The sequence below is a fragment of the Lachnoclostridium sp. An196 genome, from assembly GCF_002160135.1.
GTDB classification, from domain to species: Bacteria; Bacillota; Clostridia; order Lachnospirales; family Lachnospiraceae; genus Hominiventricola; species Hominiventricola avistercoris.
Genome location: NZ_NFJZ01000019.1, coordinates 18,717 through 33,473, shown reverse-complemented (window position 1 = coordinate 33,473; position 14,757 = coordinate 18,717). Strand labels below are relative to the sequence as shown.

15 protein-coding genes and 2 tRNA genes are annotated in these 14,757 nt (G+C 52.6%); all 17 read right to left on the bottom strand.

Annotated features, from left to right (window positions below):
* Positions 1 to 134 precede the first annotated feature (134 nt).
* Positions 135 to 223, bottom strand: a tRNA-Ser gene (locus B5F29_RS15840).
* Positions 224 to 279: 56 nt separating this feature from the next.
* Positions 280 to 365, bottom strand: a tRNA-Ser gene (locus B5F29_RS15835).
* Positions 366 to 420: 55 nt separating this feature from the next.
* A complete protein-coding gene (gene ispD / locus B5F29_RS15830; RefSeq protein WP_087155565.1) occupies positions 421 to 1,167 on the bottom strand; it encodes a 2-C-methyl-D-erythritol 4-phosphate cytidylyltransferase in 747 nt (248 codons plus the stop codon).
* 12 nt (positions 1,168 to 1,179) lie between these two features.
* Complete coding sequence (gene tsaD / locus B5F29_RS15825; protein WP_087155564.1) at positions 1,180 to 2,208, bottom strand: tRNA (adenosine(37)-N6)-threonylcarbamoyltransferase complex transferase subunit TsaD; 1,029 nt, start codon at positions 2,206 to 2,208, stop codon at positions 1,180 to 1,182.
* Positions 2,208 to 3,125 (bottom strand): ribonuclease Z, encoded by a 918-nt coding sequence (locus B5F29_RS15820; RefSeq protein ID WP_087155563.1) that lies wholly within the window; start codon positions 3,123 to 3,125, stop codon positions 2,208 to 2,210. The genes tsaD and B5F29_RS15820 overlap by 1 nt, the downstream gene beginning before the upstream one ends.
* A gap of 8 nt (positions 3,126 to 3,133) precedes the next feature.
* Positions 3,134 to 3,382, bottom strand: coding sequence for a hypothetical protein (locus tag B5F29_RS15815; protein WP_087155562.1), 249 nt, complete (start codon positions 3,380 to 3,382; stop codon positions 3,134 to 3,136).
* 77 nt (positions 3,383 to 3,459) lie between these two features.
* Positions 3,460 to 3,897 carry a ribosomal protein S18-alanine N-acetyltransferase gene (gene rimI, locus B5F29_RS15810; RefSeq protein WP_087155561.1) on the bottom strand — a complete coding sequence of 146 codons (438 nt, stop codon included), beginning with the start codon at positions 3,895 to 3,897 and terminating at the stop codon, positions 3,460 to 3,462.
* A complete protein-coding gene (gene tsaB, locus B5F29_RS15805; RefSeq protein ID WP_087155560.1) occupies positions 3,894 to 4,619 on the bottom strand; it encodes a tRNA (adenosine(37)-N6)-threonylcarbamoyltransferase complex dimerization subunit type 1 TsaB in 726 nt (241 codons plus the stop codon). The genes rimI and tsaB overlap by 4 nt, the downstream gene beginning before the upstream one ends.
* A 4-nt stretch (positions 4,620 to 4,623) precedes the next feature.
* Positions 4,624 to 5,064 carry a tRNA (adenosine(37)-N6)-threonylcarbamoyltransferase complex ATPase subunit type 1 TsaE gene (tsaE, locus tag B5F29_RS15800; protein WP_087155559.1) on the bottom strand — a complete coding sequence of 147 codons (441 nt, stop codon included), beginning with the start codon at positions 5,062 to 5,064 and terminating at the stop codon, positions 4,624 to 4,626.
* A 16-nt stretch (positions 5,065 to 5,080) separates the two neighbouring features.
* On the bottom strand, positions 5,081 to 7,222 hold the full coding sequence (locus B5F29_RS15795; protein ID WP_087155558.1) for a Tex family protein: 2,142 nt from the start codon (positions 7,220 to 7,222) through the stop codon (positions 5,081 to 5,083).
* A 60-nt stretch (positions 7,223 to 7,282) separates the two neighbouring features.
* Entirely contained in the window at positions 7,283 to 7,885 is a 603-nt protein-coding gene (thrH, locus tag B5F29_RS15790) for a bifunctional phosphoserine phosphatase/homoserine phosphotransferase ThrH (RefSeq protein ID WP_087155557.1), read from the bottom strand.
* A 21-nt stretch (positions 7,886 to 7,906) separates the two neighbouring features.
* Positions 7,907 to 9,103: a homoserine dehydrogenase gene (locus B5F29_RS15785; protein ID WP_087155556.1), complete on the bottom strand. Its 1,197-nt coding sequence runs from the start codon at positions 9,101 to 9,103 to the stop codon at positions 7,907 to 7,909.
* A gap of 5 nt (positions 9,104 to 9,108) precedes the next feature.
* Positions 9,109 to 9,552, bottom strand: a complete 444-nt coding sequence (locus tag B5F29_RS15780; protein ID WP_087155555.1) for an ACT domain-containing protein — start codon at positions 9,550 to 9,552, stop codon at positions 9,109 to 9,111.
* Positions 9,549 to 10,671, bottom strand: a protein-coding gene (prfB, locus tag B5F29_RS15775; RefSeq protein ID WP_442911282.1) for a peptide chain release factor 2 whose coding sequence is annotated in 2 segments (ribosomal slippage) — positions 9,549 to 10,607 and positions 10,609 to 10,671 — 1,122 coding nt in all. Because the reading frame shifts where the segments join, the coding sequence is not laid out codon by codon here. Before prfB ends, B5F29_RS15780 begins: the two co-directional genes overlap by 4 nt.
* Positions 10,672 to 10,691: 20 nt before the next feature.
* Positions 10,692 to 13,259 (bottom strand): preprotein translocase subunit SecA, encoded by a 2,568-nt coding sequence (gene secA / locus B5F29_RS15770; protein ID WP_087155554.1) that lies wholly within the window; start codon positions 13,257 to 13,259, stop codon positions 10,692 to 10,694.
* A 121-nt stretch (positions 13,260 to 13,380) separates the two neighbouring features.
* Entirely contained in the window at positions 13,381 to 13,905 is a 525-nt protein-coding gene (gene hpf, locus B5F29_RS15765; protein ID WP_087155553.1) for a ribosome hibernation-promoting factor, HPF/YfiA family, read from the bottom strand.
* Positions 13,906 to 13,950: 45 nt separating this feature from the next.
* A complete protein-coding gene (gene hisA / locus B5F29_RS15760) occupies positions 13,951 to 14,730 on the bottom strand; it encodes a phosphoribosylformimino-5-aminoimidazole carboxamide ribotide isomerase (protein WP_087155552.1) in 780 nt (259 codons plus the stop codon).
* Positions 14,731 to 14,757: the final 27 nt, after the last annotated feature.

The window sequence follows — 14,757 nt, the reverse complement described above, 5'->3', positions numbered from 1 at the left end:
GCACTGTTCAATTATCAAGGTTCATTTCGTTGCCGCCAGTTCTCAGCGACAGCTTGTATATAATACCAAATCCTTCAAGCTTTGTCAACAACTTTTTTAACTTTTTTTCGAGCTGTTTTTCAGCGAAAAGGAAACGGAGAAAGAGGGATTTGAACCCTCGCGCCGCTACTAACGACCTACTCCCTTTCCAGGGGAGCCCCTTCAGCCACTTGGGTATTTCTCCAAAGCGCCTGTAAACACAGACTGTATTTTATTCTAAACCACACTCTCTCGTGTGAACGGAGAGAGTGGGATTCGAACCCACGCGCCCTTACGGACAAACGGTTTTCAAGACCGCCTCGTTATGACCACTTCGATATCTCTCCATAAGCGACATGTGATATTCTAGCAGTATCGGGCAGTTTTGTCAACCATCTTTTTTCATTTTTTTACATCTTTTTCTTCGGTTCTTTTTGATGCAAATATTTCCGCGATTTCCAGGTCCTCCGGTGTAGTGATTTTAATGTTTTCGTAAGAGCCTTCCACCAATTTTACCGGGCATCCGCAGACAGTTTCCACCACCATGGCATCATCCGTGATCTGAATCCCACGTTTCAGGTACTCCTGCTCTTTTTCCATCATTGTTCCATAAGAAGATACGATCAAATCCGCCGCGAACACCTGCGGAGTCTGAATCTGCCAGACCAGGCTCCTCTTTGGCGTCGTATGAATAAACCCCTGATCATCCGCGATCTTGATCGTGTCTTTTACCGGCATGCCCACCACGCATGCACGGCATCTTTTTACCTCTTCAAAGGCGCGCTCCAAGATGCTCTCGTCCACAAAAGGTCTCGCACCGTCATGGATAAATATGTAATCAGGCAAAAAAGCCTCTGCCGCCTTAAGTCCCGCCCAGACAGAATGGTAGCGCTCCGCGCCGCCTTCCGTAACCGCGCGCACTTTTTGAAAGCCGTACTTTTCCACAATCTCTTCTTTGCAATAAGGAATTTGTCCACTCCCAACCACCAGAATCACATCGTCGATCACCCCGGACTGTTCAAAGGCTTCCAGCGAGTAATACAGCACCGGCTTCTCCCGGATCAGAAGATACTGCTTCGCCACCGCCGTTCCCATCCGTCTGCCCTGGCCTCCCGCCAGTACAACTGCCGCACAGCGTTTTTTACCCATTTTCTCCTCCTGTCAGCGTTCTCCCAGGCGCAGATTGGGCACCGCATTCAGATCCAGTCCGCTCCTGACGCCATTGATATATTCATAGTAGGCCGCCGCTCCGATCATTGCCGCATTATCCGTACAGAGAATCGGAGAAGGATAATAGAAAGAGACTCCTTCTTTCTCACATGCCGCTTTCATAGCTTCACGCAGCGCCGAATTCGACGCTACACCGCCGGCCAGCGCCAGTTTCGGAATACCATAATCCTTCACTGCCTGTACAGCGTGTTCCACCAGCACATCGCACACAGCCTTCTGGAAAGAAGCCGCCACATCCGCTTCCACCACCGGCTCGCCTTTCATATGACAGCCATTCAGATAATTCAGCACCGCGGACTTCACGCCGCTGAAACTGAAATCATACGGGGCGTCTTCCACTTTGGCCCTTGGAAAATGAATCGCGTCCGGATTTCCTTCCTTTGCCAGGCGGTCGATCTTCGGTCCGCCCGGATATCCCAGTCCGATGGCGCGCGCCACTTTATCAAACGCCTCTCCTGCCGCATCGTCCCTGGTTTTTCCTATAATCTCATATTTCCCATAATCACGCACCACGACCAGATGCGTGTGCCCTCCTGACACCACCAGGCAGATAAAAGGCGGTTCCAGTTCCTTACACGCAATATAATTGGCGGAAATATGGCCTTCAATATGGTGTACACCCACCAGCGGGATCCCCGCCGCATAGCTGATCGCCTTGGCCTCAGCCACGCCCACCAGCAGCGCTCCCACCAACCCCGGGCCGTAAGTGACGCCGATCGCATCGATCTCTGACAGTTTCACGCCGGCCTGATCCAGCGCCTCCTGTATCACCTCGTTGATTTTTTCAATATGTTTTCTGGATGCAATCTCCGGCACCACGCCGCCATAGAGCGTGTGAAGGGCTATCTGAGAAGAAATAACATTGGAAAGCACTTCCCGGCCGTTCTTTACCACCGCTGACGCCGTCTCATCACAGGAGCTCTCTATCGCCAGAATCAAAACATCTTTTTTCTCTTCCATCACTCTTCATCCTTTTCAAAATCCAATTCCACCGATTTGCGGTCTTTCCCTGCCTGGGCAGCCGGGAAAATCTTACGCACTTCATCCATGTATTCTTCCGGGCGGGTCAGAGAAGGACTGTAGTGCGTCAGCCACATCTCTTTCACTTCTGCCGCCTTTGCCAGTTTGGCCGCTTCATAAAAGGTCATGTGCTTATATTCTTTCGCTTTGGCTTCCTTGCCTTTTTCGCCGTACATGCCTTCACAGATAAACAGATCCGAATGCATGGCGTTATCCACGATAGACTGGGTCGGTCTGGTGTCCGTACAGTAGGTCAGCTTGATCCCTTTCCTCGGCGCTCCCAGCACCATGTCCGGAGTGTACACCTTATCTCCGTCGGCAATCGTCTCTCCCTTTTGCAGACGGCTCCAGTAATATTTGGGAATATCCAGAGCCTGCGCGCGGTCGGGCTGAAACCGGCCCGCGCGGTCCAGCTCCAGAGTATATCCGTAACAGAGCACATTATGGTTGACCCGGAACGCCTTCAGGCGGTATCCGTTCAGGCTGAATTCTTCCGACGCTCCATTTATTTCCCGGTAAAGAATCGGGAAAGGAAGCTCCGGCGCAATCACCCGCAGCGCATTCACCACCCGCTCCAGGCCTTTGGGGCCGATCAGGGTCAGCGGCTCTGTACGTTCCGCGTTTCCCATGGTCAGCAAAAGACCCGGAAGACCGCTGATATGATCCCCATGGTAATGCGTAAAACAGATGACATCGATGGGTTTGAAACTCCATCCTTTCTCTTTGATCGCGATCTGCGTGCCTTCTCCGCAGTCGATCAGCAGACTGCTCCCATTATAGCGCACCATAAGAGCAGTCAGCCAACGGTACGGAAGCGGCATCATTCCTCCGCTTCCAAGCAAACAAATATCCAGCATATATTCTCCTACAGGAGCTCCGTCTCGTCCTCCTTCTCCACAGGGATCCGGAATGAACTGATCAGATGCTCATAACATTCCTCGCACAGATCAAAGCGGTGCCTTTCCCCGTCGTGCCTGGAGAAATATCCCCACTGCACATCTCCTGTAAACACGCCTTCCTGTACAAGTCCTTTTTCCAGTTGCAGTTCCCGTCCGCACCGGTTGCAGACGATCTTTTCCAGGACACGTTTTTCCTGGTCAATATATTGACGCATACTCTTATCCTCCTTATCTGATGTTAGATATTTCAATTATACTAACCTCCCCGACAGGGAGAAATAGGAGATTGCTGTCATGTATCTTCTCTCTTCCACATGATAAGAGCATCCTCTTTGGGCAGGTCATAAAACCCTTTGCGCACGCCTTCCGACCGGAATCCCAGTTCTTCATATAACCGGATAGCGCCTGCATTTCCCACCCGTACCTCCAGTGTAAATGCACGGATTCCCCGCGCCTTTCCTTCTTCCAGCAGCCTGCTCACCAGACCTCGGCCCAGCCCCCGCCCCCTGCAGGATTCATCCACCACAACATTCGTGATGTCGCCTTCCTCCATCACCTGAAGAAGTCCCGCATATCCGGCAATCTGTCCTTCCTCTTCCGCCACGAGGAAAACATACTCCTGCCTTTCCAGGCTTTCACGCAAAGTTTTTTCCGACCAGGGCAAAGAAAAATACCTTTTTTCCAGATCCGCCGCCTGTTTCAGGTCTTCCTCCCTCATTGGCCGAATCATGTATTTTTCTCCTTCTCCAGGCGTTCGCGCTCAGCCTGGGAAAGCCGCAGATAAACCGGCCTGTGTTCCGCCGCAGACACGGTCTTTCCTTCTTTTAAGTACTGCAGCGCCAGAGCGCCCACGGCGCCCGCCCGCTGTTTGTTCAGATGGGCGGGCGCAAAAGAAAACTTTTCTCCGGCCATCAGTTCCTCTTCCAGACGTTTCCGGAATACCGGGACTCCGTCTCCCAGGAAGATCACTTCCCGTCCCAACGCCCGCAGTTTCCCGGCAATCACTTCGATGCCCGCCGCCATCTGAGGCTCCAGCACATGCAGGCTGCCGCCGCAAAACTCATAGATGCCCGTATATACCTGATTTCTTCTGGCATCCATCAGGGGGCAGATTACCCTGTCCGTTCCGTACAGGTTATAGGCCAGCCCGTCCACGGTCGGGATATCTATCAACGGCTTTTCCAGCGCAAACCCCAATCCTTTTGCCGTAGCCGATCCGATCCTGAGTCCGGTAAAGGAACCCGGCCCTGCCGCCAGGGCAATCGCGTCAATGGATTTCAGATCCAGCTCGATCATTTTGACGATCTCATCCAGCATAGGAAGCAGCGTTTGAGAATGCGTCTTCTTATAATTCACCGTATATTCTGCCAGCAGATTCTGATTTCCGTCATTTTCCTCTACAACCGCCACAGACGCCACCAGCCCGGAACTATCCAGCGCCAAAATCTTCATTATCTTATGCCTCCCATTCCTCGAATCCTTCCAGTGTAATCTTCCGATAATCAAATCCCTTTTCCAGGTCTTTCTCAATCGTCACTCTGCAGATCTTTTCCGGGAGGATTTCCCGGATAAGATCCGCCCACTCGATCAGGCAGACGCCTTCGCCGTAAAAGCAATCCTCGTATCCGATCTCTTCCATCTCTTCCACGTCTCCGATCCGGTACACATCGAAGTGATAGAAAGGCAGGCGCCCGCCTTCATAGACCTGCACAATGGTAAAAGTGGGACTGTTGACCGGCTCTTCGATCCCCAGTCCGGCGGCAAATCCCTGGGTAAATACAGTCTTTCCCACTCCAAGGTCGCCGTCCAGGGCAATCACCATCCCCGGTTTTGCCAGTTCTCCCGCTTTTTTCCCCAGCTCCCAGGTTTCCCTGGCACAAAATGTCTCAACTATCATCTCTATGCCTCTTACTCTATAATTTCATAGTCAGTGAAATTCTCTTTTTGGCCGCATCTACGCCAAGCACCTTCACTTCCACCACGTCTCCGATCTTCACCACTTCCAGAGGATGCCGGATAAAACGGTCAGACATCTGGGATATATGCACCAGACCGTCCTGATGCACCCCGATGTCTACAAACGCGCCGAAATCAATAATATTGCGCACAGTTCCTTTCAGCACCATTCCCGGCTTCAGATCTTCCATATCCAGCACATCGCTCCGGAGCACCGGACGGGGCATCTCGTCCCTCGGGTCTCTGGCCGGCTTTTCCAGTTCCTGCAGAATGTCCTTCATCGTCAGTTCACCGATGCCCAGTTCTTCCGCTGTCTTCTCCGGATGACGCACTTTCCTGGAGATCCCCCGGATCCCGCCGCGTGTCAGGTCTTCGGACGTATATCCCAGGGATTTCAGCAGCTTTTCCGCCGCCTCATAGCTCTCCGGATGGACTCCGGTCCCATCCAGGGGATTGCTCCCGCCCATGATGCGCAGAAAGCCCGCGCACTGCTCATATGCTTTTGGTCCCAGTTTCGGGACCTTCAGGAGCTGCCTGCGTTCTGCGAAGCGTCCGTTCTCCTCCCGGTAAGCTACAATATTTTTCGCCAGTGTCTTCGTAATTCCGGACACATATTCCAGAAGAGGCGCGGAAGCGGTATTTAAGTCTACTCCTACGCGGTTCACCACGTCTTCTACCACTCCGCTCAGGGCTTCTCCCAGGCGCTTCTGATCCATATCATACTGATACTGGCCTACGCCGATGGACTTGGGATCAATTTTCACCAGCTCCGCCAGAGGATCCTGCAGCCTGCGCGCGATGGACGCGGCGCTTCTCTGTCCCACATCCAGACCCGGGAACTCCTCCGCAGCCAGCTTGCTGGCCGAATAAATCGACGCGCCGGACTCGCTGACAATCACATACTGCACTTTCCCCGGAATCTCCTTCAAAAGGTCGGCGATGATCTGCTCAGATTCTCTGGACGCAGTGCCGTTTCCCAGAGAGATCAGCGTGATCTGATATTTTTCAATCAGTTTCTTTAATATCTTTTTGGACTCTTCGATCTGGTTTTTCGGGGCTGTGGGATAGATCACCAGCGCGTCCAGCACTTTTCCGGTGGCGTCCACTACCGCCAGTTTGCAGCCGTTGCGGTAGCCCGGGTCCCATCCCAGCACCACATGTCCGGATACAGGCGGCTGCATCAGAAGCTGCTCCAGATTCTTTCCAAACACCTGAATGGCGCCGTCCTGAGCCTGCTCGGTCAGCTGATTCCTGATCTCCCGTTCGATCGCCGGCCGGATCAGACGGGCATAGCTGTCTTCCACGGCTTCCCTCAGCGCCGGCGAAGTATTCGGATTATCCCGGACAATGACCTGTCTCTCCAGCCATTCCACGATCTTCTCTTCCGGAGCTTCGACCTTCACCGTCAGCATTTTCTCCGCTTCGCCCCGGTTCAGAGCCAGAGTCCGGTGCCCGGCCATCCTGCTGACCGGCTGGCTGAAATGGTAATAAGTCTCATAAACAGACTCCTGACCCTCATCCTTCGCCTCCGAAGTGACAATCCCCTCGTTCCATGTCATCTCCCGGATGCGGGTACGGTAATCCGCCTGGTCAGAGATCAGTTCCGCAAGAATATCTTTCGCTCCCGCCACCGCTTCTTCCGCGGAAGCCACACCTTTGTCTTCCGATATATAGGCCTGCGCCTCTTCCTCCAGGCTCCGTCCGGTCATCTGCAGGCGGATAATATCTGCCAGGCCTTCCAGTCCTTTTTCCTTCGCCATGGTAGCGCGGGTACGGCGTTTGGGCCGGTACGGCCGGTACAGGTCGTCCACAGCCACCTGAGTCTGCGCTTCTTCAATCTGCGCGCGCAGTTCCTCCGTCAGCTTTCCCTGTTCCTCGATGGCAGAGAGCACCTGAGTCTTTTTCTCCTCCAGATTGCGGAGATATTTCAGGCGTTCATCCAGTTTCCGGAGCTGCTCATCATTTAAAGCTCCCGTGACCTCTTTCCGGTAACGGGAGATAAAAGGGATCGTATTTCCCTCGTCGATCAATTTAACGGCAGCCTCAACCTGCCATTTCCTGACTTCCAGTTCTTCGGTTAATTTCTGTATGATATCCATAGAAAAACCCCTTTCATGGTCTCTATTGTAAAGCATGAAAGGGGTTTTGACAAATCTTTTCTAACCAAGGACCTGTTTAATCGCTGACAGGAACTCGTCAAATTCTTCAAAAGCAGGCAGATCCGGATTGTCCTTTTTGATCTGCTCCGTGCTGCGGAACAAGAATCCCGCTTTTCCTGCTCTGATCATATCCAGATCATTGTAGCTGTCGCCTGCGGCTATGGTCTCGAAGCCTACCGACTGCAGCGCCTTCACGGTAGAAAGCTTGGAATTTTCGATACGCATTTTAAATCCGGTAATCTCTCCATCGGGAGCCACCTCCAGAGAGTTGCAGAACAGCGTGGGCCATCCAAGTTTCTTCATCAGTGGTTTTGCGAACTGTGTAAAGGTATCGCTGATGACGATCACCTGCGTGATGGAGCGAAGCTCGTCCAGAAATTCTTTCGCTCCCGGCAGCGGATCGATCCTGGCGATCGTCTCCTGAATCTCCTTCAGGCCCAGCCCGTGTTCTTTCAGAATACTCAGTCTCCAGTTCATCAGTTTATTATAGTCCGGCTCGTCCCTGGTCGTTCTTTTCAGTTCCGGGATCCCGCTGGCTTCCGAAAAAGCGATCCAGATCTCCGGCACCAATACGCCTTCCAGGTCCAAACATACGATATCCATTCTCTATCCTCCTGTACCGTGTCAGTCTTCCACGCGGATCATACCGATCAGGTCTGCGCCTTCTGCTTTCGCGGCGAATTCCGCCTCGGTCATCACCGGCGTGACGGCCCCGATCTCTCCAGGGATGCCCGCATCCCAGATCTCCACATCGCCGAAATATTTCCGCGCCTCTTCCGCGCTCTTCATACGCACAAAGAATTTCCGGCTGCTCTCTTCCACCGGCGCCAGCTCCAGTTTTTCCGGGGACCAGAATAAGGTAATGATCTTGCCCAGATGTCTGGCCGCATCCACCATATCGCCTGCCACCGCGCTGGCTGTAGGAAGCTTTCCGGCGCCGCTTCCATAGAACATGGACGCGCCCAGCATGTTTCCTACCACTTCCACCGCATTGAACACATCGTTGACCATATACAGCGGGTTATCTCTGGAAATCAGCGCCGGGCTCACCATAATGCAGTAAGTATCGTCCACTTTCCTGCTGGTCGCCAGCAGCTTGATGGCGTGCTTCATCTTCCTGGCATACAGGAAGTCTTCTTTCGTGATCTTCGTGATGCCTTCCGTATGAATATCACGAAAATCCACCTGATTGCCGCTGGCAAGGGAAGTCAGGATCGCGATCTTGCGGCAGGCATCCCAGCCTTCCACATCCGCTTCCGGATGCAGCTCCGCATAGCCCTTTGCCTGAGCTTCTTTCAGGACTTCGTCATAGTCCAGGCTTTCCTCGGCCATCTTGGTCAGCATATAGTTGGTGGTGCCGTTCAGGATACCGGAAATCTCCAGAATCACGTCCGCCGTCAAAGAGGAATTCAGCGGCCGGATGATCGGGATACCGCCTCCCACACTGGCCTCAAAAAGATAATTCACCTGATGATCTTTGGCAATCTGGATCAACTCCGCGCCGTGCTCCGCCACCAGCTCTTTGTTGGAGGTGCACACACTCTTGCCGGCTTCCAGACAGCGCCGGGTGAATTCATACGCCGGGTGCAGTCCGCCCATCACTTCCGCGACGATCCGCACCTCTTCATCATTGATAATGTCCTCAAAATCATGGGTCAGAACGTCCATCACCGGATCTCCCGGGAATTCCCGCAGATCCAGTACGTATTTGATCTCCAGTTCCTGCCCCACCTTCTTGTTGATACTCTTCTGGTTCGTCCTGATCACTTCATAAACCCCGGAACCAACGGTACCATACCCCATAATAGCTACTTTTATCATCGGTATCACTCCCTGCCTAGTATTTTCAGGTCACGCACGCTGGGCTGCCCCTCTATCTTCTCAATCATGGCAGATACGTCTCCGGTCGAAGACTGTACCTCCACGCTGAGCGTCAGGGACGCCATCCCGTTGATCGGGATACTTTGATGGATGGTCAGTATATTGGCGCGGAATTCCGCCACCACATTCAGGACTTTTGACAAAAGTCCCGGTTCGTCCTCCATCTGCAGCATAAACGTAACCGTCTTGCCCTTGGTTTCATCATGGAACGGGAATATATCATCCCTGTATTTATAGTAGGAACTTCTGCTGATGCCTGCCTCTTCCGTGGCTTCCTGTACGGTGATCCCTTTCTCGGAAGCCAGAAGGCGCTTCACTTCCACCACTTTCAACAGTACTTCCGGCACCGCCTTCTGCTTCAGCACAAAATACCTGCTCTTCTCCGTCATTCCTTTTCCTCCGGGGACAGATTCACCCATTTCAGGTATGCGTTGATAAACGGATCAATCTTCCCGTCTAATACTGCATCCACATTGCTGATCTCCTCGTTGGTGCGATGATCCTTTACCATCGTATACGGCTGCAGAACATAAGAACGGATCTGGTTTCCCCAGGCGATATCGCTGACCTCGCCGCGGATACCGGAAAGCTTCTCCTCCTGCTTCTGCTGTTCCAGCAGATACAGCTTCGCTTTCAGCATCTGCATGGCTTTGTCTTTGTTCTGATGCTGGGAACGCTCATTCTGGCACTGCACCACGATACCCGTGGGGATATGCGTAATGCGGATAGCCGAAGAGGTTTTATTAATATGCTGTCCGCCTGCGCCGCTGGAACGATAGGTATCGATCCTCAGATCGTCCGGATTGATCTCCACATCGATGTCCCCTTCAATATCCGGCATCACGTCGCAGGAGGCGAAAGAAGTCTGCCTCTTGCCTGCCGCGTTGAACGGTGAGATTCTCACCAGACGGTGAACGCCCTTCTCGGATTTCAGATAACCATATGCGTTTTCGCCGTGCACTTCAAATGTCACAGACTTGATACCTGCTTCATCGCCTTCCAGATAGTCCAGCACCTCCACGGAAAATCCATGAGACTCCGCCCAGCGGCTGTACATCCGGTAAAGCATGCCGGTCCAGTCGCAGGACTCCGTCCCCCCGGCGCCCGCATGCAGCGTCACAATAGCGTCCTCTTTGTCGTACTCTCCGGAAAGCAGCGTCCTGATCCGCATGGATTCAAAGGTCTCCACGAACTGATTCAGTTCCTCTTCGATCTCCGGGATCAGGGACTCGTCATTTTCCTCGTATCCCATCTCCAGCAGGGTCTCGATATCCTCATAACTCCTCTGCAGATCTTCAAATGCCTGTTTTTCTTCTTTGAGACGGTTCAGCTCCTTCATGCCTTCCTGGGACTTTTCCACATCGTCCCAGTATCCGGGCGCTTCCATCTCTCTTTCCAGTTCTTCAATCCTGAGTGATTTGCCAGCCAGGTTAAAGTGAATCCCTCAGTTCTGTCATAGGCTGTGCATAGCTGTTCAACGTATATTTATACTGATCCAGTTCTACCACAACAACACCTTCTTTCTTTTTTATTTTTTTCTTCCGCAGCACTGTTTATACTTCTTGCCGCTTCCGCACGGACACGGATCATTCGGATAAACCTTCTGCGCTGCTCTCTGTACCGGCTGTTTTGCCACCGAGTCGTCTTTGTTGGTACCTGTCACCTGAGCGACTTCCTCGCGCTCGGCCTTTTCTTCTATCTTCACATGCATGAGCAGACGTACCGTATCTTCCTGGATTCCCGCGGTCATCGCCTCGAACATGTCGTATCCGCTCATCTTATACTCGACCAGCGGATCTCTCTGGCCGTATGCCTGCAGTCCGATGCCCTGACGCAGCTGCTCCATATCGTCGATATGATTCATCCATTTGCGGTCGATCACCTTCAGCAGGAATACACGTTCCAGTTCACGGATCATCTCCGGATTGGGGAATTCCGCCTCTTTCGCTTCGTAGAGATGGGTCGCCTCCTGCTTCAGCGCGTGCTTCAATTCCGCCTTATTCTTGCATCCCAGACGTTCCACCGTGATCGGCTGGAACGGGATAATCGGAAGCAGCGTCTCATTCAGGCCTACCAGATCCCAGTCCGCGGGAGCCTGATCGTCTCCCACAAAAGTGTCCACGGTATTCTCCACCACGTCGGAGATCATCTTATAGATGGAGTCCCTCATACTCTCGCCGTCCAGCACGCGGCGGCGCTCTCCGTATATGATCTCTCTCTGCTCGTTCATGACCTGGTCATACTCCAGCAGATTCTTACGGATACCGAAGTTGTTGTTCTCGATCCGTTCCTGCGCTTTCTCAATGGCGCTGCTGAGCATCTTATGCTCGATCTGCTCATTCTCCGGCACGCCCAGAGCATTGAACATGTTCATCAGACGTTCAGAACCAAACAGACGCATCAGGTCGTCTTCCAGAGAAATATAAAAACGGGACTCTCCCGGGTCGCCCTGACGTCCGGCACGTCCGCGCAGCTGGTTGTCGATCCGGCGGGACTCGTGACGTTCCGTACCGATGATCTTTAAGCCCCCCGCTTCTCTGGCCGCGTCATCCAGCTTGATATCCGTACCGCGGCCCGCCATGTTGGTGGCGATGGTCACTGCTCCGTGCTGGCCTGCCAGCGCTACGATCTCGGCCTCGCGTTCATGGAACTTCGCGTTCAGCACTTCGTGTTCGATACCTCTCTTTGTCAGCATCCGGCTCAGTTCTTCGGATGCTTCGATGGTAATCGTACCCACCAGTACCGGCTGTCCTTTGGCATGCGCCTCTTCGATGGCGTTGCACACAGCGAACAGTTTCTCCTTCTTGGTCTTATATACCGCATCCTGCAGGTCCACGCGGCGTACCGGTTTATTCGTAGGAATCTCGATAACGTCCATACCGTAGATCGTGCGGAATTCCTGTTCTTCCGTCAGCGCAGTACCGGTCATACCGCACTTTTTCGCATATTTGTTAAAGAAATTCTGGAACGTGATCGTGGCGAGCGTCTTGCTCTCCCGCTTCACTTTCACATGCTCTTTCGCCTCAATGGCCTGATGGAGACCGTCCGAATACCGGCGGCCCGGCATAATACGGCCTGTAAATTCATCCACAATAAAGATCTGATCATCTTTCACCACATAATCCTGGTCTCGGAACATCAGGTTATTCGCCCGCAGCGCCAGTTCCATGTTATGCTGAATCTCCAGATTCTCCGGATCCGCCAGATTCTCGATCTTGAAGAACTGCTCCACTTTCTTGATGCCGTCCGCCGTCAGATGAACGATCTTATCTTTTTCATTGACGATGAAGTCTCCGGTCTCTTCGATCTCTTCACCCATAATCGCATCCATCTTGGAGAACTCTTTGCTGGCCTCTCCCCTCTTCAGCGTATGCGCCACATAATCGCACAACTCATACAGTTTTGTGGATTTTCCGCTCTGGCCGGAGATAATCAGGGGGGTACGGGCTTCATCGATCAGAATCGAGTCAATCTCGTCGATGATGGCATAATGCAGATCCCGCTGTACCAGCTGTTCCTTATAAATCACCATATTGTCACGCAGATAGTCAAATCCCAGCTCATTGTTCGTAATATAGGTAATATCACAGTTGTAAGCCGCTCTGCGCTCTTCTTTGGTGGAGCCGTTCAATACTACGCCCACCGTCAGGCCCAGAAACTCATGCACCTTACCCATCCACTCCGCGTCACGCTTTGCCAGGTAGTCATTGACCGTGACAATATGCACGCCTTTGCCTTCCAGCGCATTCAGATACGCCGGGAGGGTGGAAACCAGGGTCTTTCCTTCACCGGTCTTCATCTCCGCGATACGTCCCTGGTGCAGGATCATACCACCGATCAGCTGTACCCGGTAATGCTCCATCCCCAGCACCCGCTTTGCCGCTTCGCGGACTGTGGCGAAAGCCTCCGGCAGCAGATCATCCAAAGTGGCCCCTTCAGCCAGCCGCTGCTTATACTCCCGTGTCTTGTCTCTCAGCTCTTCATCGCTCAAAGCCTGCATGGTCGGACGAAGCGCCTCAATCTTATCAATCGTCGGATTGATAAGTTTCAGTTCTCTCTGGCTGTGAGTTCCAAATACTTTTTCAATGATATTCATGTCATACTCCTATCTATATACACAAACAGGCCGCTGTCTTACGTCCTGTTTGTACATTTTACCACAAATATGGGATTTGGCAAATACCAAATCCCATTCAGCGTCTAAATCGGTAAATATTTTATACATCCGGCTCCAGAATTCCATAGGTGCCGCCTTTTCTCTTGTACACCACATTGATCTCGTCGGTCTCCGCGTTCACAAATGCGAAAAAGTTATGTCCAAGCAATTCCATCTGGACGCAGGCGTCTTCCGGATACATGGGTTTAATGTCGAATTTTTTCGTACGGATGATCTTCACCTCCTGATCCTCCGTCTCCTTTTCCATGAATTCCTTCTGGAAGTTGCCTCCCTCCTGGTGTTTGGCAATCAGCTTGTTTTTATACTTCCGCAGCTGACGTTCGATGACTTCTTCCACCAGATCAATCGAAACGTACATGTCCGTGCTGGTCTGTTCCGACCGGATAATATTCCCTTTTACCGGGATCGTCACCTCGATCTTCTGACGCTCTTTCTCCACACTAAGCGTCACCTGCACTTCCGTGTCAGGAGTAAAATAACGCTCCAGCTTTCCCAGCTTTTCTGTCACTGCCGAACGAAGTCCGTCTGTGACATCCAGATTCTTACCGCTGATAATATAACGCATAGAATCACTCCTTTGCTCTTTGGTAGTCTCATTATAACATTTTGGCTACTCCCGCGCAATGGATTTCACCACTTGTTCAAAATTCAGCGGCCCTCCGAACAGATCCAGAGCGCTGCCGATCGTTACATTCAGCCGGCCCCGTCCCAGCTTCTTCAAAAGTTCCAGATCTTCATAACTTCCCACGCCGCCCGCGTAAGTGACCGGAATCCCATTCCATTTTCCCAGCATACATACCAGTTCTTTTTCAATCCCCTGAGATCTGCCTTCCACATCTACGGCATGGATCAGGAACTCCGCGCAATGGGACGCCAGTTCATCCAGCACCGGCGGAGTCAGCGCCACGTCTGTGAACTTCTGCCAGCGGTCGGTCACAATATAATATTCCGTCCCTTTTTTCCGGCAGCTGAGATCCAGCACCAGACGGTCTTTCCCCACCGCCCGTTCCAGACGTTTCAATCGTTCCCGGTCGATGCGCCCTTCCCGGAAAACCCAGGATGTGACGATCACATGGCTGGCTCCTGCTTCCAGATATTCCTCCGCATTATTTTCGCAGATGCCTCCCCCTATCTGCAGTCCTCCCGGATATGCTTTCAGGGCCCGGAAGGCCTGCCGTCTGGTCGCCTCATAGTATTCTGATCCCTCATGGTTCAAAAGGATCACATGGCCGCCTCCAAGACCTCGTTCCCGGTAAAGTCCTGCGAAAAAAGCCGCGTCCTGTTCCGCCACAAAATTCTCCTGCGCCCTGTCTCCCGCGTCTTTCAGGCTGCCTCCCACGATTTGTTTCACTTTTCCATTATGTATATCAATACAGGGACGAAATTCCATCTGCTCCTCCTGACAAAAAGGAGTGCC